19 protein-coding genes are annotated in these 17,616 nt (G+C 58.5%); 10 read left to right on the top strand and 9 right to left on the bottom strand.

All coding sequences use genetic code 11. From position 1 onward, the window contains the following. Nucleotides 1-14 precede the first annotated feature (14 nt). The 10 genes from K0P33_RS19455 (at nt 15) to K0P33_RS19410 (ending at nt 8,559) form a co-directional block, all read left to right on the top strand. Complete coding sequence (locus K0P33_RS19455) at nt 15-1,151, top strand: phosphoribosyltransferase domain-containing protein (RefSeq protein ID WP_094950611.1); 1,137 nt, start codon at nt 15-17, stop codon at nt 1,149-1,151. After that, complete coding sequence (locus K0P33_RS19450; protein WP_242150617.1) at nt 1,141-1,899, top strand: trehalose phosphatase; 759 nt, start codon at nt 1,141-1,143, stop codon at nt 1,897-1,899. Before K0P33_RS19455 ends, K0P33_RS19450 begins: the two co-directional genes overlap by 11 nt. After that, nucleotides 1,892-2,986 (top strand): cysteine protease StiP family protein, encoded by a 1,095-nt coding sequence (locus K0P33_RS19445; protein ID WP_242150614.1) that lies wholly within the window; start codon nt 1,892-1,894, stop codon nt 2,984-2,986. The genes K0P33_RS19450 and K0P33_RS19445 overlap by 8 nt, the downstream gene beginning before the upstream one ends. Beyond that, complete coding sequence (locus K0P33_RS19440; RefSeq protein WP_094950614.1) at nt 2,986-3,936, top strand: HpcH/HpaI aldolase/citrate lyase family protein; 951 nt, start codon at nt 2,986-2,988, stop codon at nt 3,934-3,936. Before K0P33_RS19445 ends, K0P33_RS19440 begins: the two co-directional genes overlap by 1 nt. 102 nt (nt 3,937-4,038) lie before the next feature. Then, nucleotides 4,039-4,629, top strand: a complete 591-nt coding sequence (locus K0P33_RS19435; protein WP_094950615.1) for a TerD family protein — start codon at nt 4,039-4,041, stop codon at nt 4,627-4,629. Next, a complete protein-coding gene (locus tag K0P33_RS19430; RefSeq protein ID WP_094950616.1) occupies nt 4,626-5,783 on the top strand; it encodes a TerD family protein in 1,158 nt (385 codons plus the stop codon). The genes K0P33_RS19435 and K0P33_RS19430 overlap by 4 nt, the downstream gene beginning before the upstream one ends. A 62-nt stretch (nt 5,784-5,845) precedes the next feature. Then, the gene (locus K0P33_RS19425) at nt 5,846-6,295 is read left to right on the top strand and encodes a tellurite resistance TerB family protein (RefSeq protein ID WP_094950617.1); all 450 of its coding nucleotides are present in this window, start codon (nt 5,846-5,848) and stop codon (nt 6,293-6,295) included. Nucleotides 6,296-6,307: 12 nt separating this feature from the next. Next, entirely contained in the window at nt 6,308-7,342 is a 1,035-nt protein-coding gene (locus K0P33_RS19420) for a TerC/Alx family metal homeostasis membrane protein (protein WP_094950646.1), read from the top strand. A gap of 33 nt (nt 7,343-7,375) precedes the next feature. Next, nucleotides 7,376-7,951 (top strand): TerD family protein, encoded by a 576-nt coding sequence (locus tag K0P33_RS19415; protein ID WP_094950618.1) that lies wholly within the window; start codon nt 7,376-7,378, stop codon nt 7,949-7,951. 29 nt (nt 7,952-7,980) lie between these two features. Further along, on the top strand, nt 7,981-8,559 hold the full coding sequence (locus K0P33_RS19410; RefSeq protein ID WP_094950619.1) for a TerD family protein: 579 nt from the start codon (nt 7,981-7,983) through the stop codon (nt 8,557-8,559). 77 nt (nt 8,560-8,636) lie between these two features. Here K0P33_RS19410 and K0P33_RS19405 read toward each other — a convergent pair whose 3' ends face one another. From K0P33_RS19405 to K0P33_RS19365, 9 genes are all read right to left on the bottom strand, one after another. Further along, nucleotides 8,637-9,176: a DUF1523 family protein gene (locus K0P33_RS19405; RefSeq protein ID WP_094950620.1), complete on the bottom strand. Its 540-nt coding sequence runs from the start codon at nt 9,174-9,176 to the stop codon at nt 8,637-8,639. A gap of 254 nt (nt 9,177-9,430) precedes the next feature. Then, on the bottom strand, nt 9,431-10,756 hold the full coding sequence (aceA, locus tag K0P33_RS19400; RefSeq protein ID WP_094950621.1) for an isocitrate lyase: 1,326 nt from the start codon (nt 10,754-10,756) through the stop codon (nt 9,431-9,433). A gap of 509 nt (nt 10,757-11,265) precedes the next feature. After that, nucleotides 11,266-12,003, bottom strand: coding sequence for a secretin N-terminal domain-containing protein (locus K0P33_RS19395; protein WP_094950622.1), 738 nt, complete (start codon nt 12,001-12,003; stop codon nt 11,266-11,268). A 141-nt stretch (nt 12,004-12,144) separates the two neighbouring features. After that, a complete protein-coding gene (locus tag K0P33_RS19390; protein ID WP_094950623.1) occupies nt 12,145-12,567 on the bottom strand; it encodes a GNAT family N-acetyltransferase in 423 nt (140 codons plus the stop codon). Beyond that, nucleotides 12,560-13,726, bottom strand: coding sequence for a cupin domain-containing protein (locus K0P33_RS19385; RefSeq protein WP_242150611.1), 1,167 nt, complete (start codon nt 13,724-13,726; stop codon nt 12,560-12,562). The genes K0P33_RS19390 and K0P33_RS19385 overlap by 8 nt, the downstream gene beginning before the upstream one ends. An 85-nt stretch (nt 13,727-13,811) precedes the next feature. Then, complete coding sequence (gene purB, locus K0P33_RS19380) at nt 13,812-15,182, bottom strand: adenylosuccinate lyase (protein WP_242150608.1); 1,371 nt, start codon at nt 15,180-15,182, stop codon at nt 13,812-13,814. A gap of 123 nt (nt 15,183-15,305) precedes the next feature. Continuing rightward, nucleotides 15,306-15,929 carry a high frequency lysogenization protein HflD gene (gene hflD, locus K0P33_RS19375; RefSeq protein ID WP_094950626.1) on the bottom strand — a complete coding sequence of 208 codons (624 nt, stop codon included), beginning with the start codon at nt 15,927-15,929 and terminating at the stop codon, nt 15,306-15,308. After that, entirely contained in the window at nt 15,926-17,050 is a 1,125-nt protein-coding gene (mnmA, locus tag K0P33_RS19370) for a tRNA 2-thiouridine(34) synthase MnmA (RefSeq protein WP_242150605.1), read from the bottom strand. The genes hflD and mnmA overlap by 4 nt, the downstream gene beginning before the upstream one ends. A gap of 59 nt (nt 17,051-17,109) precedes the next feature. Beyond that, a complete protein-coding gene (locus K0P33_RS19365; RefSeq protein ID WP_242150602.1) occupies nt 17,110-17,556 on the bottom strand; it encodes an NUDIX hydrolase in 447 nt (148 codons plus the stop codon). Nucleotides 17,557-17,616: the final 60 nt, after the last annotated feature.

Below are 17,616 nucleotides of genomic sequence, written 5' to 3'. Positions count from 1 at the left end.
TAGGAATGTCGTACATGGAATCCGCAGTAGTAAAAACATCGACACGCCGACTCAGCGCGCAGCTCAAGCGCGGGTTGATGGAGGTTGATATAGACCAATGCGCCTTCGAACCCGAATCACTCTTTGGATTCGCTGAACGACGCAATCCAAAGCGCGCGTTCCTGTTTGTGTCGCGGGTGTTGGGCAAGCATATTCCTGTGCGTCCATCGACCATGCAGGCCAGTTACGCAAGCCTTGCCGCCAGGATTCCCGCAGATTTACCTGGGCCGGTGCTGGTGATCGGCATGGCCGAGACCGCCGTGGGCCTTGGCGCCGGCGTGCACCGTGTATATAGCAAGACTCGCCAGGACACGGTCTATCTAGTGAGCACCCGGCATCCGGTGGGCACTGAGATGTTTGCCCGTTTCGAAGAGGAACACAGCCACGCCAGTGCACATCTGATTCATCAGCCAACCGATCCTGCTATTCGGGAAATGATGCACCAGGCGCGTTCCTTGGTGCTGGTGGACGATGAGGCCTCAACCGGCAAGACGTTCATCAATCTGTACCGCGCGCTGATAGAGGCCGGGCTGAGCAAGGTCGAGCGGGTGGTGACGTGCGTGCTGACCGACTGGTCCCAAGGGGCTGTGCGTAATGCCCTCGGCGAGACGGCCGATGAGGTGTCGTTGCTTCAGGGCACGTACCGCTTTCTTGAAGATGTGAGCGCGCCGTTGCCGCACATGCCCGATGTCGGGGCGGTGGCGGTGGGCGACTGGCCAATTGATCCGCGCAATGATTGGGGGCGTTTGGGCGTGTGTCATGTGGATGACACGCTTGCACCGGATATTCAGGCCAAACCGGGCGAACGGATTCTCGTCGTGGGCACCGGGGAATTCGTGTGGCGTCCGTTTCTGTTGGCCGAACGCCTTGAGCAGGCGGGGGCTGACGTTCATTTCAGCTCCACCACGCGTTCGCCGATTGCCTTGGGGCATGAGATCGGGCACGCGTTGTCGTTCTCCGACAACTATGGCCTGGGCATCCCCAATTTTCTTTACAACGTGCGGCCAGGCCAATTCGAGCGGGTGTTGATCTGTAGCGAAACACCTGCACAGGCGGTTCCCCAATCGTTAATAGATGCATTGAACGCAGAGGTCATCGTCGATGAGCAGTAAACGTCCCCTGATACTCATCGACCTTGATGACACCTTGTTCCAGACGGCACGCAAGATGCCCGAAGGCTGTGCCCGGCACACGGCGACGCTGGATATTGATGGACGGCCCAACGGTTACATGAGTGCGGTGCAGAAAACCTTTGTCGAGTGGTTGTTGGAATCGGCCGACGTGGTTCCGGTCACCGCGCGCAGCGTCGAGGCTTACAGCCGCGTGCAATTGCCCTTTGTCGCGGGGGCGGTGTGCTCCCACGGTGGAGTGATTCTTCAGCCCGACGGGGCGTTGGACCAGGATTGGCATGGGCAGATGACTGAGCTGCTCGCAGCCTATCAAAGCCGTTTGCCTGCGCTCAGCGCAGCAACCTTGGCGATCGGCCAGGAAATGGGCTTTTCCCTGCGCGGCTGGGTGGTCGAAGAACAAGGCCTGCTCAACTATGTCGTGACCAAACACAACGAGTCCGACGACTCGGTGCTGCAAAAGGTGCTGGCAGAAGTTCAGGCTCGCGGCCTTCTGGAAGACATGCACATTCACGGCAACGGCAACAACCTTGCGTTCCTGCCCAATGGTCTGGCCAAGCGCCATGCGGTCCAGGAATTGCTGCGTCGAGACCAGGCCGTTAACGGTGAGCGCCCGGTGTTGGGATTTGGCGACAGCGTGACCGACCTGGGTTTTATGAACGAGTGCAATTTCTGGGCGACGCCGGCCAATAGCCAACTCGCAAAGGTCGTGGAGGCAATGATTCATGCGTGATGCCTTCGCCCATTTGGTAACCGTCGGTAGTGGCAGCTACCAGACCGATGATGTGCTTTTCCTATTGCAGCCCGTCGAAATCGAAGTGACGGATGTTCTTGAGAAAGAGCGACTGATTCAGACAAAACAAAAGCATTACTCGGAGATGATCAGCCAGGAGTCGGCACCCACCGAGGTTCACAAGCAGCTGTACCAGCGGGCCATGCAGCAGAACGCGGCCAGGATGGCCCGCGACGTTCAGTCCTTGGCCCTTGCCCTGGACCACACCTGTAACGGTCCATCGATTGCACTCGTATCTTTCGTTCGGGCGGGCCTTCCGCTGGGTGTACTGCTGCGTCGCGCGCTCCTCGACGTCGGGCGTGATGCCCATCATTACGGCATCAGTATCGTACGTGACCGTGGCATCGACATGGTTGCCTTGGATGCTGTGATTGCTGCGCACGGCGCCGAAAACATTGTGTTTGTGGATGGCTGGACCGGAAAGGGCGCAATCTCCGGCGAGATCCAGCGCAGCCTCAAGGGCGATGCGCGTTTCCCTGAGCAGCCACGCCTTGTGGTGCTGGCCGATCCGTGTGGCTGCGCCTGGCTGGCTGCTTCCGCCGAAGATTGGGTGATTCCATCGGGCATCTTGGGCGCGACGGTTTCCGGGCTGGTCTCGCGCTCCATCTGGCCCGCCGAGGGTGGGCTGCATGGGTGCGTGGTTTACGAGCACCTGCACGAGCACGATGTGACCTGCGACTTTGTTGACCAGATCGACGCCGTGCGCCGGGCATTGCCTGTAGTCGCGCCAGCCTCACCATGGGCGCTAGCGCAGCGCACCGAGTTGCAGTCTGCGGCGCAGGAGGTGATTGAGGTGATTGCCGAGCGTTTTGGCATTACCAATTTGAACCGCGTAAAGCCCGGTATCGCCGAGGCTACCCGTGCAGTATTACGCCGTGTGCCGGACCAGGTGCTGGTGCGTGATCGCAGCGACCCGGACGTCCAGTTGCTGATGCACCTGACTGAGCGGGCCGGTGTGACGGTGGAAGAGGTGGGTGCAGCCCTTGGCCCCTACCGTGCAGTGACCGTCATCCGGAGTTTGAGTTGATGAAAAAAATATCGCCTTACGCACTCGGTGCCACGCTCTACATGCCGGCCACCCGGGAGGACATTCTGGAGGTGGTATTTCGCAAGAAGTTGCCTCAACTGCGGTCTATGGTGGTGTGCCTTGAGGACGCGGTTGCCGAAATCGATGTCGACACCGCTTTGCGTAATCTCCATCGGTTGTTGAGTGCCATTGACCAGCAGGGCGGTCGGTCGGAAGACGGGCCGATGCTGTTTGTGCGCCCGCGGGATTGGCAGATGGCTGCGGTGCTGAACGATTGGCCGCTGATGGCTCATGTCGATGGTTTTGTCGTGCCCAAGTTGAGCCTGTCCAACTTGCGTGCGTGGGAGTCGGCGGTAACCAATCCGCAGATCTTGCTGATGCCAACCCTTGAAACCCGCGAAGTCTTTAATCCACAGGCAATGGTCGAGCTGGGTACGGCGCTCAACGAAACGCTATTTCAGCGCATCATCGCGCTGCGCATCGGCGGCAATGACTTGCTGGGTTGCCTGGGGTTGAGGCGTAACCCGGGTATGACGCTGTACGACACACCCATGGGCTATGTGATTCCGATGTTGGCCGGGGTTATGGGCTCGCAAGGGTTTGCCTTGACTGCGCCGGTGTTCGAGCAACTGGCGACACCGCATCTGCTGCTGGAAGAACTGGGCCTTGATATTGCTCATGGTCTGGTAGGTAAAACCGCTATTCACCCAAGCCAGATCGACACTATTCAGGACAGTCTGGGTGTTAGCCTTGAAGATTTAAATTGTGCCAAATTAATGCTGAATGATATCGCGCCTGCTGTTTTCAAACACAATGATGCGATGTGCGAACCAGCGACTCATTTTAAATGGGCAACCAATATCCTCGAACGTGCCAAATGGCATGGCGTAAGGCATACCGAGACCAGCCACACCGATCAACCGATCCGTCTCGCTGAGGCCGGCCGATGACTCAAGACATGCCTGCTTTTTAGCCTGAAAGCACTGACCGCCTACATGGCTGAAGGCAGCACGATAAACACCAGAAAATGACGACTAACAAGGAGCGTACCGATGGCCCTGACTCTGACTAAAAACCAAACAATCTCTCTGGAAAAAACAGCAGGCGGTGGTGGCCTTACAGCAATCAGTCTCGGACTGGGCTGGGATCCGGAGAAAACCGGGTTCCTGGGACGGTTGATGGGTAACAGCGGTGAGATCGACCTGGACGCCTCCTGCATCCTTTTTGATGCAGACCTGCAGCCAGTGGATCTGGTGTGGTTCCGCCAATTGCAATCGCGCGACGGTTCCATAAAGCACTCCGGCGACAATCGTACCGGCGAAGGCGATGGTGACGACGAAACCATAAATGTTGACCTGCAGCGCCTGCCGGCCACGGTCAAATCGCTGGTGTTCACCGTGAACAGTTTCACGGGGCAAAACTTCGAAAAAATTGCCAATGCCTACTGCCGTATCGTTAACGCGAACAACAAGACTGAACTGGCGCGCTTCAATCTGTCCGAGAAGGGCCGTCACACCGGCGTGGTCATGGCAAGCCTGGTGCGCGAAGCCGGCGGCTGGGAATTCAAGGCTATCGGTCAAGTGACTAACGGCCGCACCGCTGACGACCTGGTCAACCTGGCTATTCAGGCAGTGCGCTCATGACGACCTTGGGGCCGGGCGCAAACGCGCCGGTCGCCACCGGCCAGGTGCGGGTCGATATCAGCTACTCGGCAATTGCGGGTGCTGATATCGACGTGTCTGCGTTTGTTCTTGGGGCTACCGGAAAGGTCCGTGGCGACGCCGATATGTGTTTCTACGGGCAGACCAATGTACTGGGCGGTGCGGTGCAGATGACCGAGTCCTCGGCCGGTCGCGCGGTGTTCACACTTGATCTGTCGCGCCTTGAGGCGGTGGTCGAGAAAGTGGCGTTGACCGCAACGATTTATGAGAACAAGGCCAGCTTCGATCGCGTATCTCACCTTGCGCTGACCGTAACCGGCGGCATTGAGGCGCAGATACCCACTGGCGGCATGAAAGAAACCGCACTGATCCTGGGCGAGTTTTATCGTCGTCAGGGTGAGTGGAAATTCCGCTGTGTGGCCCAGGGTTTCGCTGGTGGCCTGGAGCCGCTGGCTCAGCACTTTGGTGTTGAAGTCGCGGCGCCAGCTCCGGTCGCAACGCCTGCACCTACTGCGCCAGAGGCGCCGAAGCCTTCGGTCAGCCTCAGCAAAATCACCCTCGACAAGACTCGCTCCTCGATCAGCCTGGAAAAAACTTCCGAAGGCTTTGGCGAAATCAAGGTCAACCTGAACTGGAACAAAGGCAAGGGCGGTGGCGGCTTCTTCTCGCGCAATACCTCCATCGACCTGGATGTCGGGTGCCTTTACGAATTGCAGGACGGGTCCAAGGGCGTCGTTCAGGCGCTGGGCAATTGCTTCGGCGAGTTGGATTACGACCCTTACATTCAACTCAAAGGCGATGACCGTACCGGCGCCGTCAGCGATGGTGAGTGGCTCCACATCAACGGTAAGCACTGGGGTGAAATTCGACGGGTCCTGGTGTTCGCGTTCATTTATGAAGGTGCACCGAACTGGCGGGAAACCGATGGCGTTGTGACTATCCATGTCCCGGGTCAGCCCCCTATTGAAGTTCGCCTGAATGAAGAGGGCGGTCGCCTGGGTATGTGTGCAATTGCCCTGCTGGAAAACGTCGGTGGCAGCGTCAAGGTGAGCCGACGTGTCGACTTTCACAAGGGCCATTCGCCGATGGACAAGGCTTACGGCTGGGGTATGCGCTGGGCGGCAGGTTCCAAGTAATCCTGTTATCAAACTGCAATTGATACGGCGGGCCAGACCGGCTCGTCCTTGAGGTGAACGACATGTTGTCATGGTTGAAAACGAACGCGGCGCTTGCCCGCGAGAAGCTGACCACTGAGGTGAGCAAGTTCAAAAACAGAGAGTTCATGGAAGCGGTCGCCAACAGCTGCGCCATGGTCGCGGCGGCCGATGGTGAAGTGACCTCTGCAGAAAAAACTAAGATGGCGGGATTCATCAGCAACTCGCCCGAACTGAAAGTGTTCAACCTGACCGATGTCATCAAGGTCTTTAACGACGCGTGTGCCAAGTTCGAGTTTGACTTCCAGATCGGTCAGGCCGAAGCCCTGAAAAACATCAGCAAGATTAAAGGCAAGGAGGGAGCTGGACGTTTGCTCGTTCGTGTCGCCTGCGCCATTGGCGCGTCGGACGGTGATTTCGATGACAAAGAAAAAGCCGTTTGCCGTCTGATTTGTCTCGAGCTGGGTCTTCCCCCAGCTGACTTTGAACTCTAAAGGAACATGACTGTGGAAGTTAGCCAACTGGGTTTCCCCCCGCTGACCATTGCCGTGTTTGTGGCATTGGCGATTGGGGCGATGGTGCTCGACATGTTTACCCACCGTGGCGACCAGCCCATCAGCCTGGCTCGTGCCTCGGCCTGGTCGATATTCTGGATTCTCATCTCGTTCGCCTTTGCAGGATTCCTGTACGTCGAGCACGGTTCTGAAGTCGCTACGCTGTTCATCACCGGCTATGCCCTTGAAAAAGTGCTGAGCGTGGACAACCTATTCGTGTTCATGGCGATCTTCGCCTGGTTCAAGGTGCCGAATGGTCTGCGTCACCGCGTACTGTACTGGGGGATTCTCGGCGCGATCGTATTCCGCCTGATCTTCGTTGCCATTGGTACTGGCCTCTTGGCCCTGGGGCCGTGGGTCGAGGTGGTCTTTGCCCTGATTGTCGCCTGGACCGCTGTGATGATGCTCAGAAGCGGGGGAGACGACGAAGAAGAAGAGGATTACTCCACGCACATGGCTTACCGTTTCGCCAAGAAACTGTTTCCTGTATGGCCGAAACTACATGGCCATGACTTCTTCGTGCGTCGCAAGACCCTGGAAGCCGAGCTGACCAAACCGGAAAACGCAGGCATGTCTCTGGCCGCCAAAGGCGGCTTGTTCGCTACGCCGCTGTTTCTGTGCCTGGTGGTGATGGAGGTGTCCGATGTGCTGTTTGCGTTCGACTCTGTCCCGGCAATCATCGCTGTCAGCCGCGAACCATTGATTGTGTTCTCGGCAATGCTCTTCGCTATTCTCGGCCTGCGGACCATGTACTTCGTGCTCGAAGCTTTGAAACGCTATCTGGTACACCTGGAAAAAGCTGTCATCGCACTGCTGTTCTTCATTGCCGTAAAACTTGGCTTGAACGCAACGAACCATATTTTCCAGCACGGCTACACCATTGATCCGAACACCAGCTTGATCATCGTTGTCGTAGTTCTGGCCATCGGTATTTTTGCCAGCGCGCTCTTCCCGCAAAAGGAAGAAACAGAAGCTGAAAAACCTTAACGTCAAACACATTATCCACAAGGAGTTGTACTCATGGCACTGACCCTTCAAAAAGGCGGCAACCTGTCCCTCTCGAAGACCGACCCGACACTGACCAAGATCCTGATCGGTCTGGGTTGGGATCCTCGCGCGACTGACGGCACTGAGTTTGACTTGGACGCCAGCGCGTTCCTGCTGGGTGCCAATGGTAAAGTGCGTAGCGATGCCGACTTTATTTTCTACAATCAGCTCAAAAGCGCTGACGGTTCCATCGAGCACACTGGCGACAACCGCACCGGTGCTGGCGATGGCGATGATGAAGTGCTGAAAGTTGATCTGAGCCGCGTTCCTGCGGATATCGACAAGGTCGCGTTCACCGTTACGATTCACGATGCAGACGCTCGCAAGCAGAACTTCGGCCAGGTCGGTGGCTCGTTCATTCGCGTAGTCAACGAGATCAGCGGCGCTGAAATTGTTCGTTATGACCTCGCTGAAGACGCTTCTACCGAAACCGCGATGATCTTCGCCGAGCTTTATCGTAACAACGGCGAGTGGAAATTCCGCGCCGTTGGTTCGGGCTTCGCGGGCGGCCTGAAAGCGGTGGCCAACTCGTACGGTATGAGCTTCTAACCCCCACGTCTGGAACAAGGAAATTAATCATGGCTGTAAGTCTTTCCAAAGGCGGCAACGTATCGTTGTCCAAAGAAGCGCCTGGGTTGACCGAAGTAGTTGTAGGTCTGGGCTGGGACCCTCGTGTCACGGACGGCACCGAGTTCGACCTCGATGCATCGGTTTTCATCGTGGGTGAAAACGGCAAGGTGCTCGACGACAACAGCTTCATTTTCTACAACAACAAGAAGTCGGCTGACGGTTCCGTCGAGCACATGGGCGATAACCGCTCCGGTGCTGGCGAGGGCGATGATGAACAAGTGACAGTAAAACTGACTTCCCTGGCTCCGCTGGTGAAGAAGCTGGTATTTGCCGTCACCATTCACGACGCCGAAACCCGCAAACAGACCTTCGGTCAGGTTGCCAACAGCTTCATTCGTGTGGTGAACAAGGCTGACGGTAAAGAGCTGGCGCGTTTCGACCTGAGCGAAGACGCTTCGACTGAAACTGCGATGATCTTCGGCGAGCTTTATCGCAGCGGCGAAGAGTTCAAGTTCAAAGCGATCGGTCAGGGTTTTGCTGGTGGCTTGAAGCCTCTGGCTGAAGCCCATGGCGTTAGCATTGGCTAACCCATCGGGTTAACAAAAAGCCCCGTCTTTCGAGCGGGGCTTTTTCTTGTCTGCCTTTTAAGCAATCAGGGCTTGGGTCAACTTACGACAGTCTGATGACGCCGCTTCAGACGCCGCTTGATGAACACCGCTACGATAATAAGTACCAGCGCGATGATGCTGAGGAACACCGTATTGAACAGCGGGAAGGGTTCTTCACGGCTGTTGGTGGCTTCGATATCTGTGACGTTCGGGAACACCGAAAATATTTTGATGCGCCACCCGTAGTACCGAATGAGCGCCAGTTGTTCAGCGTTACGAGAGTAACCCTGGGCCTTGGCCTGAATGTCCGCAGAGTCGAACTTGAAATACCAGGGGAACGACCAGCCGGTGTCTTCATTGCGGTAGACCATGACGTCTTTAGAGTCAGGGTGCTCGGTGTTGATGAAGTAAACGTCTCGGGTCGGGCCATCAGCCGGGTTCTCGGCATTGATCACGCCATCGTGGTCGACCCGCTTGACCTCGCCTCCGGTGATCAGCACCACCTCGTGTTGAGGGAGGACGTAGAAAAGCCCCAGTGCGCCAGCGCTGACGATAAGCAGCACTGCACCCAGAATTACGCCTTTGAGCAACTTCATACCTTCACTCCATTTTATAAGGTGGTAATTTTGCCCGTTTTCTTCGCTAGAGGGCATGTTTAGTTGGTAGCCACTCAGCGTTGCAGAGCGCGCAGAGTGGCGCATCTGCACTATCCAGTGCCGTTTGACGCCGGTAGTACCGTGCTGGATAAAACTGTTGCAAAAAAAAACGCCCCGAACCAGTCGGGGCGTGATTGTTGTGCGGCACTGCGGTTAGGTCTTCCATGCGGCCGCAGTGGCCGTGTACTCGGTGCTTAGTGGAACTGCTCTTCTTCGGTCGAACCGGTCAGCGCAGTCACGGACGAGGTGCCGCCCTGGATCACGGTGGTCATGTCGTCGAAGTAGCCGGTGCCCACTTCCTGCTGGTGCGCCACAAAGGTGTAGCCTTTGGAGGCGTCGGCAAATTCCTGCTCCTGCAGCTTCACGTAGGCGGTCATGTCGTTGCGGGCGTAGTCGTGCGCCAGGTTGAACATGCTGTGCCACATGTTGTGAATGCCAGCCAGGGTGATGAACTGGTGCTTGTAGCCCATGGCCGACAGTTCGCGCTGGAACTTGGCGATGGTTGCGTCGTCCAGGTTCTTCTTCCAGTTGAAAGACGGCGAGCAGTTGTAGGACAGCAGTTGGTCCGGGTATTCCTTCTTGATCGCTTCGGCGAAGCGACGGGCTTCGTCCAGGTCCGGCTTGGCGGTTTCGCACCAGATCAAGTCAGCGTACGGCGCGTAGGCCAGGCCGCGAGCGATGGCCTGGTCAAGACCGGCGCGAACTTTATAGAAGCCTTCCTGGGTGCGCTCGCCGGTCACGAATGGCTGGTCGTACGGGTCGCAATCGGACGTCAGCAAGTCAGCCGCGTTAGCGTCGGTACGGGCCAGGATGATGGTCGGCGTACCGGCCACGTCGGCAGCCAGGCGCGCAGCAGTCAGCTTCTGTACGGCTTCTTGGGTCGGTACCAGTACTTTGCCGCCCATGTGGCCGCATTTCTTCACCGATGCCAGTTGGTCTTCGAAGTGCACGCCGGCAGCGCCAGCCTCGATCATGCTCTTCATCAGTTCGTAGGCGTTCAGTACGCCGCCGAAACCGGCTTCGGCATCAGCCACGATCGGTGCGAAGTAGTCGATGTAGCCTTCGTCGCCCGGGCCTTTGCCGGCTTTCCACTGGATCTGGTCGGCACGGCGGAACGAGTTGTTGATGCGCTTGACCACGGTTGGCACCGAGTCCACCGGGTACAGCGATTGGTCGGGGTACATGGATTCAGCGGAGTTGTTGTCCGCTGCCACTTGCCAGCCGGACAGGTAGATCGCCTGGATACCGGCTTTCACCTGTTGGACTGCCTGGCCGCCAGTGAGGGCGCCCATGCAGTTGACGAAATCTTTCTCGGGACGGAAGGACGGCTTGGCACCCTGGGTGACCAGCTTCCACAGTTTCTCGGCGCCGAGTTTTGCAAAGGTGTGCTCAGGTTGAACCGAGCCACGCAGGCGGACGACGTCAGCAGCGGAATAAGCGCGGGTTACGCCTTTCCAGCGTGGGTTTTCAGCCCAATCTTTTTCAAGGGCTGCAATTTGCTGTTCGCGTGTCAGTGCCATGGGGAAAAACCTCGTCGCGTCTTTTATGGAAAATCTACTAGGTTGAAAATTCCGTTTGCCTACCACGTAATCAGTGCGTGGTTATGGCTGCTCGCTGACCAGAAGCTTAGGCGGTCAAGTCAGGTTTGGCGGGGAAGGCGACGGGATGAACGCGTTGCGAGAGGAGGAGTTGAGCAGGTAAGGGCGAACTGCGAACGGTCTTCGGGCATCGTGGGCCTTTGTACGGTTCATCAGTGTGTAGCCGGGTTACCTGGTTAGCTTCCGTCCCTCGGGACAACTTCGTTCCAGTCGCAACCTCGTCAAACACACCTTGTGGGCGGTACAGACACGAATCGGCTCAGGTGGGTAACGTTTAGAGCGGCGATCCGAAGGCCCTTGCCAGGGCCCCTGATTAGCGGGAGCGAGGCCATCATGCCCAGGCTTTTTGGGATCGTCAAATGTTTTGTAGTGCTTATTTTAAAGCACTACATCTTTAGTCTAAGACGACTCATCAGTCAGTTTTTGGTGCTTCAGTTCAGGGTGTCGACCTTGACCCGTAAAGTCAGGTCGTCGCGGCCCTGAGTAGAGTAGTTGCGGGTTGTAGAGGATTTGTCGGCTTGGGTCTCACGGTTGATGCCGGCCAGCGGGATCCACTCCCCCAGGCGGCCGCTGACTGTTGTGTCGGTGCTTTGCACGTTCACTACATCAGGACGTTCTTGGCTCATACGGTCACGGTTGGTGCTGATCGCCAAGTGTACGGTCTCGCCGGTAACGCTGGCGGTCACGTAAAAGCCCTGGGTGACGTTGCGATACTGGGTCTGGTTTTGCAGGCGGCCATAGCTGTCCTGCTGCGTCGTGGTTAGAGGTACGCTCTGGCCCACCTGGATCAGTGCGGGCACGCCTTCGCTGGCTTGGATCTGCTGGATGCCGCCATCGCGGCTGGCGGTGCCGTAACTGATGATGCGGGTCTGGCTGTCGCCGCTGTTCTGCTGATTGTTTTCGTTGGTGTCGACGGTGATCAGCAGGCGTTTGGCGGGCGTGTCCAGCTGCGCGAGCAGTGCGCGCAACCCCTCGATCTTGTCTGGGTCAGCTTTCACAATCAGCTGGTTGCCGTAGGCGCTGACGCTGCCGTCCTTGCCGATGAAGTTCTGCGCCACCGGCAGCAGGTCGGCGCTGGTGCGATTGCTCAGGTTGACGACTGCGGTGTCGGCGATTGCCCAGGTGCTGGCAGTCAGGAGGAGGGCGGTGAGCAGGGTGCGTAGGGACATGTCCGTTATCTCTGCGAGTCATTTAGCGTGATAGTGCCAGTTTGTCGGCCTGGCAGGTCGCAAGTTGAATCTTAGACGGCAAAATGCCCTGGCAGGCAGGGCATTTTGGGTGTTGCTGATGGCGCTATCGCAGGTCTCGGATCAGCCCTCGCGCACCATATCCACATGCGGAATCCCAACTTCAAGAAACTCATCACTGACGATCTTGAAGCCTAGCCGCTCATAAAACGGCGCCGCATACACCTGCGCACTCAGGAACTGCTTGGTCTGGCCGCGTTGCTCGGCCAGCCCAATCACGGCTTCCATCAGCTTGTCGCCGACCTTCAGCCCGCGCCAGTCCTTGAGTACCGATACGCGGCCGATTTCGCCGCTGGGCAGCAGGCGCGCAGTGCCAATCGGAAAGTCGCCTTCGAACGCGAGAAAATGCACCGCGTCGGCGTCGTCCGAATCCCACTCCAGCTCAGGTGGAACCGATTGTTCGGCGATAAATACCGCTTCACGAATGCGCCGAATCTCAGCGATATCCTTTTGCCAGTCCGCGACACTTACGTGAATCTTATTCATCGGCAAATCCCAGGCTTCCTTGCTTGACCAGTTCGCACAGCAGGTCGCGGCCATCTTCGTCTGCGAGCCATGCGCCAAGGTTTTCGCTGTGCAATGCATCCGCCGAGCACACCAGCTTCAGCAACTCGCGCAGCTTGCCTGGCAGGTAACGGCTCTGGCCGCTGGCAAACAGCAGTACGTCGTCGTCGACTTCCGACCACGCCATGCGCGCGCTTGGGTTGCGCACCAGAATCGCGCCGCCTTCCAGGCTGCTGAGGAAGTCTTCTTCGCCCAATTCTTCGCCCGCCACCAGTTCCGGGTAGCGCGGCTCGGTCATGAACTGGCCGAACCAGGTCAGCAGCATGCGCTCATCGCTCATGTGCTCGGCCAGCAGGCTTTTCAGGCGGTCGAGCGCGTCGCCCTGGATCTGGTGCGGGTCGCTGACCGGCTGGGCGTCGGCGTCGGTGTAACGCTCTTCGTCCGTCAGGTATTGGCTGAGGAAGTCGGTGAAGTGGGTCAGCACTTCAGCGGCGCTCGGCGCGCGAAAGCCGACCGAGTAGGTCATGCAGTCATCTTCGGCAATGCCGAAGTGCGCCAGGCGCGGCGGCAGGTAGAGCATGTCGCCCGGTTCCAGCACCCATTCTTCACTTTGTTCGAATTCGGCGAGGATGCGCAGGTCGGCGTGTTGCAGCAACGGGCTTTCGGAGTTGCACATCTGGCCGATCTTCCAGTTGCGCTTGCCTTGGGCTTGCAACAGGAACACGTCGTAGTTATCGAAGTGCGGGCCAACGCTGCCGCCGGGTGCGGCGAAGCTGATCATCACATCGTCGATGCGCCAGCTTGGCAGGAAGCGGAAGTGCTCCAGCAGCTCGGCCACTTCCGGCACGAACTGGTCGACGGCCTGCACCAGCAGGGTCCACTCACGCTCCGGCAGGGTGCTGAAGGCGTCCTCGGCGAACGGGCCGCGGCGCAGCTCCCATGGGCGCTCGCCGTGTTCGATCACCAGGCGCGATTCGACTTCCTCTTCCAGGGCTAAGCCTGCCAGTTCGTCGGCGTCTATCGGGCTTTCGAAATCAGGGATGGCCTGGCGGATCAGCAGCGGTTTTTTCTGCCAATAGTCGCGCAGGAACTCGCGTGCCGTGATGCCGCCCAGAAGTTGAAGAGGAATATCAGGATTCATGTGTAACCTATTGAAAGAAAGCACTTTTAAGACAGGAATAAAAACGCCCGGCGCGGCCGGGCGTCTCAAGAGGGCTTGCGCTACATCAGATGCGTTTGGCTTGGGCCACCGCGTTGCCGATGTAGTTGGCCGGGGTGAGCAGTTTCAGCTCGGCCTTGGCGGCGGCTGGCATATCCAAGCCGTCGATGAAAGTTTGCAGTGCTTCAGGGCTGATGCCCTTGCCGCGCGTCAATTCTTTCAGCTTCTCGTAGGGGTTTTCGATGTTGTAGCGGCGCATCACGGTCTGGATCGGCTCAGCCAATACTTCCCAGCACGCATCCAGGTCAGCGGCGATTTTCTGCTCGTTGAGTTCCAGCTTGCTGATGCCTTTGAGGCTGGCTTCGTACGCGATCACGCTGTGAGCAAAGCCCACACCGAGGTTGCGCAGTACGGTGGAGTCGGTCAGGTCGCGCTGCCAGCGGGAGATCGGCAACTTGCTGGCCAGGTGCTGGAACAGGGCGTTGGCGATGCCGAGGTTGCCTTCGGAGTTTTCGAAGTCGATCGGGTTGACCTTGTGCGGCATGGTCGAGGAACCGATTTCACCGGCAATGGTGCGCTGCTTGAAGTAGCCCAGGGAGATGTAGCCCCAGATATCGCGATCGAAGTCGATCAGGATGGTGTTGAAGCGCGCAATGGCGTCGAACAGCTCGGCGATGTAGTCGTGCGGTTCGATCTGCGTGGTGTACGGGTTGAAGCCCAGGCCCAGCTCGTCTTCGATGAAGGCGCGGGCATTTTCTTCCCAGTCGATTTCCGGGTAGGCCGAGATGTGGGCGTTGTAGTTGCCCACGGCGCCGTTGATCTTGCCCAGCAGCGGTACAGCGGCCACTTGAGCGATCTGGCGCTCCAGGCGGTACACCACGTTGGCCAATTCTTTGCCCAGGGTGGTCGGCGAGGCCGGCTGACCGTGGGTGCGTGACAGCATCGGCACGTCGGCGAAACGGATCGCCAGTTCGCGGATGGCGTTGGCGGTCTGGCGCATCAGCGGCAGCATCACCTCATCACGGCCTTCGCGCAGCATCAGGGCGTGGGACAGGTTGTTGATGTCCTCGCTGGTGCAGGCAAAGTGGATGAACTCGCTGACCTTGGCCAGTTCCGGCAGCTTGGCCGCTTGCTCTTTGAGCAGGTATTCGATGGCTTTAACGTCGTGGTTGGTGGTGCGCTCGATCTCTTTCACACGCTCGGCGTGCTCCAGGGAGAAGTTTTCCGCCAGGGTGTTCAGCACAGCGTTGGCTTCGGCGGAAAACGCCGGCACTTCGCTGATGGCAGGGTGAGCGGCCAGGCGCTGGAGCCAGCGCACTTCAACCAGAACACGAGCACGGATCAAGCCGTATTCGCTGAAAATAGGGCGCAGGGCCTGGGTTTTGCCGGCGTAGCGGCCGTCTACAGGGGAAACCGCAGTGAGCGAAGAGAGCTGCATGGGGTGTTCTCGGACAGTCGGGCAACGAAATGGGGCGCGTATCATACATGAAAAAATCCGCCGGTCCGTTGCCAACTGACCGGCGTATTACGCGTGAGGCTATAAAAATCGGGTTGCTGCGACTTATTCGTTGCGCATCAACGGGTAAAGCTCTTTAAGCAATTTGCGCCGGCTGATCACCAGCTGCCAGCGATGACCGCCCAACTGCCGCCACAACCGTGCCGAACGAATACCGGCCAGGAGCAGGGCGCGGATTTTCGAGGCGTTGTTAGGTTGCTGCAGGTTGCGCATGTCGCCGTGCACCTGGATCCGTTGGCGCAAGGTGCTCAAGGTGTCCTGGTACAGCGCGCCACAGGCGGCAATCACGTTTTCGTGAGCCGGGCCGAAGTGTTCCACTTGGGATTGGATCTGCGGCAGGCGTTTGCCGATGGTTTCCAGCATGTCCTCGCGCTTGGCCAATTGGCGCTCCAGGCCGAGCATCGACAGGGCGTAGCGCAAGGGCTCGCGCTGCAGGGTGCTGGGGTCGCGCTCCAGCGCGCCAATCAGCGCGCGATAGCCTTCACGCAGCGTCAGATCGTCGCCGCCGTAGACTTCCAGGGTGTCCTTGGGGTCGCGGATCAGCAGGCTGCCGAGCATGCAGGTCAGGCCCGCCTCGGTGACCTGGCCGGTCTTGGCGATCTTGTCGACCAGCACCGCGGCTAGGAAAACCCCGCCCAGTGCGGTTAATTGCTCCTGGGTCGGGCTCATGCTGGGTTGCTCCAGGCTTCGGCGAATTCAATCACGCCGCCGCCCAGGCAAATTTCGCCGTCGTAGAACACCACGGACTGGCCAGGCGTGACCGCGCGTTGCGGGTCATCAAAGGTGGCGCGATAGCCGTTGGCAGTTTTTTCCAGGGTGCAGGGCTGGTCGCTCTGGCGATAACGCACTTTGGCGGTCAGGCGGCGTGGGGTGCTCAGGTCGATCGGGTTGACCCAATAGATCTCGGAAGCGAGCAGGGCGCCGGAAAACAGCAGCGGGTGTTCATTACCTTGGCCAACGATCAGCACGTTGTTCTCAAGATCCTTAACCAGCACGTACCACGGCTCTTCACCGGCGTCTTTCAAGCCGCCGATGCCCAGGCCCTGGCGTTGGCCGATGGTGTGGTACATCAGGCCATGGTGGCGGCCGATGACGTCGCCTTCAGTGGTCTTGATTTCGCCCGGCTGTGCCGGCAGGTACTGCTTGAGGAAGTCGCTGAAGCGGCGCTCGCCGATAAAGCAGATCCCGGTGGAATCCTTTTTCTTGGCAGTGGCCAGGCCGTGTTTCTCGGCGATCTTGCGCACTTCGGGTTTTTCCAGCTCGCCCACCGGGAACAGGGTCTTGGCGATCTGTTCGCCGCCGACGGCGTGCAGGAAGTAGCTCTGGTCCTTGTTCGGGTCCAGGCCCTTGAGCAGTTCGGTGCGACCGTCGATGTCGCGACGGCGCACGTAGTGGCCAGTGGCGATCAGGTCGGCGCCGAGGATCATGGCGTAGTCGAGGAACGCCTTGAACTTGATTTCGCGGTTACACAAGATGTCCGGGTTCGGCGTGCGGCCGGCCTTGTATTCGGCCAGGAAGTGCTCGAACACGTTGTCCCAGTACTCGGCGGCGAAGTTGGCGGTGTGCAGCTTGATGCCAATCTTGTCGCAAACGGCCTGGGCGTCGGCCAGGTCGTCCATGGCGGTGCAATATTCCGTTCCATCGTCTTCTTCCCAGTTCTTCATGAACAGGCCTTCCACCTCATAACCCTGCTCCATGAGCAGAACGGCGGAAACGGAAGAATCCACGCCGCCGGACATACCGACGATGACGCGCTTCTTTTGTGTGTCAGAAGGGGCTGGATCACGCATAGGGTTTCAACGGGTGTCTTGAAAAAGGACGCGATTCTAGCAGGCTCGCGCCCGCAAGGCTAAAGAGAAGGGCGGATCAATTCCAGACTGTGGCGCACACCTGCCAGATAATCATCGATGCAGCGGATGATCAGCTCGCTGCGCCAGTCGTCGCGCAGGGCCATCAGCTCATCACGGGTCAGCCAGCGGGCGCGCACGATGCCTTCGTCGAGTTGGTAGTGCGGGTGGTGTTTCAGGGCCTTGGCGATGAAGCACACGCGCTGATAGGTCACGCCATTGCTGGGTGCGGTGTACAGGTAGATCCCGACGATGCCGGTGGCTTCCACGTCCCAACCGGTTTCTTCGAGGGTTTCACGCACGGCGGCCTCGGTCAGGGTTTCATGCGGGTCCAGGTGGCCGGCCGGCTGATTGAGCACGGCGCGCCCGCCCTTGAGCTCTTCGACCATCAGGAAGCGGCCGTTGTCTTCGACAATGGTGGCGACGGTAATGTGGGGTTGCCAGGTCATAAAGCGGCCTCAAGTTGGGGGTGGCTGGAGAAACCCAATCAAATCGGTGCTGGGCACAAA

It is taken from the genome of Pseudomonas sp. ArH3a (assembly GCF_022648765.1).
Taxonomy (GTDB): domain Bacteria; phylum Pseudomonadota; class Gammaproteobacteria; order Pseudomonadales; family Pseudomonadaceae; genus Aquipseudomonas.
The sequence above is the reverse complement of the archived record's forward strand: the minus strand, read 5'-3'. Positions and strand labels throughout refer to the sequence as shown.

Coding starts and splice junctions, on each gene's coding strand:
- K0P33_RS19365 (WP_242150602.1), bottom strand. CDS start 17,556: ATGACCTGGCAACCCCACATTACCGTCGCCACCATTGTCGAAGACAAC.
- mnmA (WP_242150605.1), bottom strand. CDS start 17,050: ATGCGTGATCCAGCCCCTTCTGACACACAAAAGAAGCGCGTCATCGTC.
- K0P33_RS19455 (WP_094950611.1), top strand. CDS start 15: ATGGAATCCGCAGTAGTAAAAACATCGACACGCCGACTCAGCGCGCAG.
- K0P33_RS19395 (WP_094950622.1), bottom strand. CDS start 12,003: ATGTCCCTACGCACCCTGCTCACCGCCCTCCTCCTGACTGCCAGCACC.
- K0P33_RS19410 (WP_094950619.1), top strand. CDS start 7,981: ATGGCTGTAAGTCTTTCCAAAGGCGGCAACGTATCGTTGTCCAAAGAA.
- K0P33_RS19430 (WP_094950616.1), top strand. CDS start 4,626: ATGACGACCTTGGGGCCGGGCGCAAACGCGCCGGTCGCCACCGGCCAG.
- K0P33_RS19425 (WP_094950617.1), top strand. CDS start 5,846: ATGTTGTCATGGTTGAAAACGAACGCGGCGCTTGCCCGCGAGAAGCTG.
- K0P33_RS19445 (WP_242150614.1), top strand. CDS start 1,892: ATGCGTGATGCCTTCGCCCATTTGGTAACCGTCGGTAGTGGCAGCTAC.
- K0P33_RS19385 (WP_242150611.1), bottom strand. CDS start 13,726: ATGAATCCTGATATTCCTCTTCAACTTCTGGGCGGCATCACGGCACGC.
- K0P33_RS19435 (WP_094950615.1), top strand. CDS start 4,039: ATGGCCCTGACTCTGACTAAAAACCAAACAATCTCTCTGGAAAAAACA.
- aceA (WP_094950621.1), bottom strand. CDS start 10,756: ATGGCACTGACACGCGAACAGCAAATTGCAGCCCTTGAAAAAGATTGG.
- K0P33_RS19390 (WP_094950623.1), bottom strand. CDS start 12,567: ATGAATAAGATTCACGTAAGTGTCGCGGACTGGCAAAAGGATATCGCT.
- purB (WP_242150608.1), bottom strand. CDS start 15,182: ATGCAGCTCTCTTCGCTCACTGCGGTTTCCCCTGTAGACGGCCGCTAC.
- K0P33_RS19450 (WP_242150617.1), top strand. CDS start 1,141: ATGAGCAGTAAACGTCCCCTGATACTCATCGACCTTGATGACACCTTG.
- K0P33_RS19415 (WP_094950618.1), top strand. CDS start 7,376: ATGGCACTGACCCTTCAAAAAGGCGGCAACCTGTCCCTCTCGAAGACC.
- K0P33_RS19440 (WP_094950614.1), top strand. CDS start 2,986: ATGAAAAAAATATCGCCTTACGCACTCGGTGCCACGCTCTACATGCCG.
- K0P33_RS19405 (WP_094950620.1), bottom strand. CDS start 9,176: ATGAAGTTGCTCAAAGGCGTAATTCTGGGTGCAGTGCTGCTTATCGTC.
- hflD (WP_094950626.1), bottom strand. CDS start 15,929: ATGAGCCCGACCCAGGAGCAATTAACCGCACTGGGCGGGGTTTTCCTA.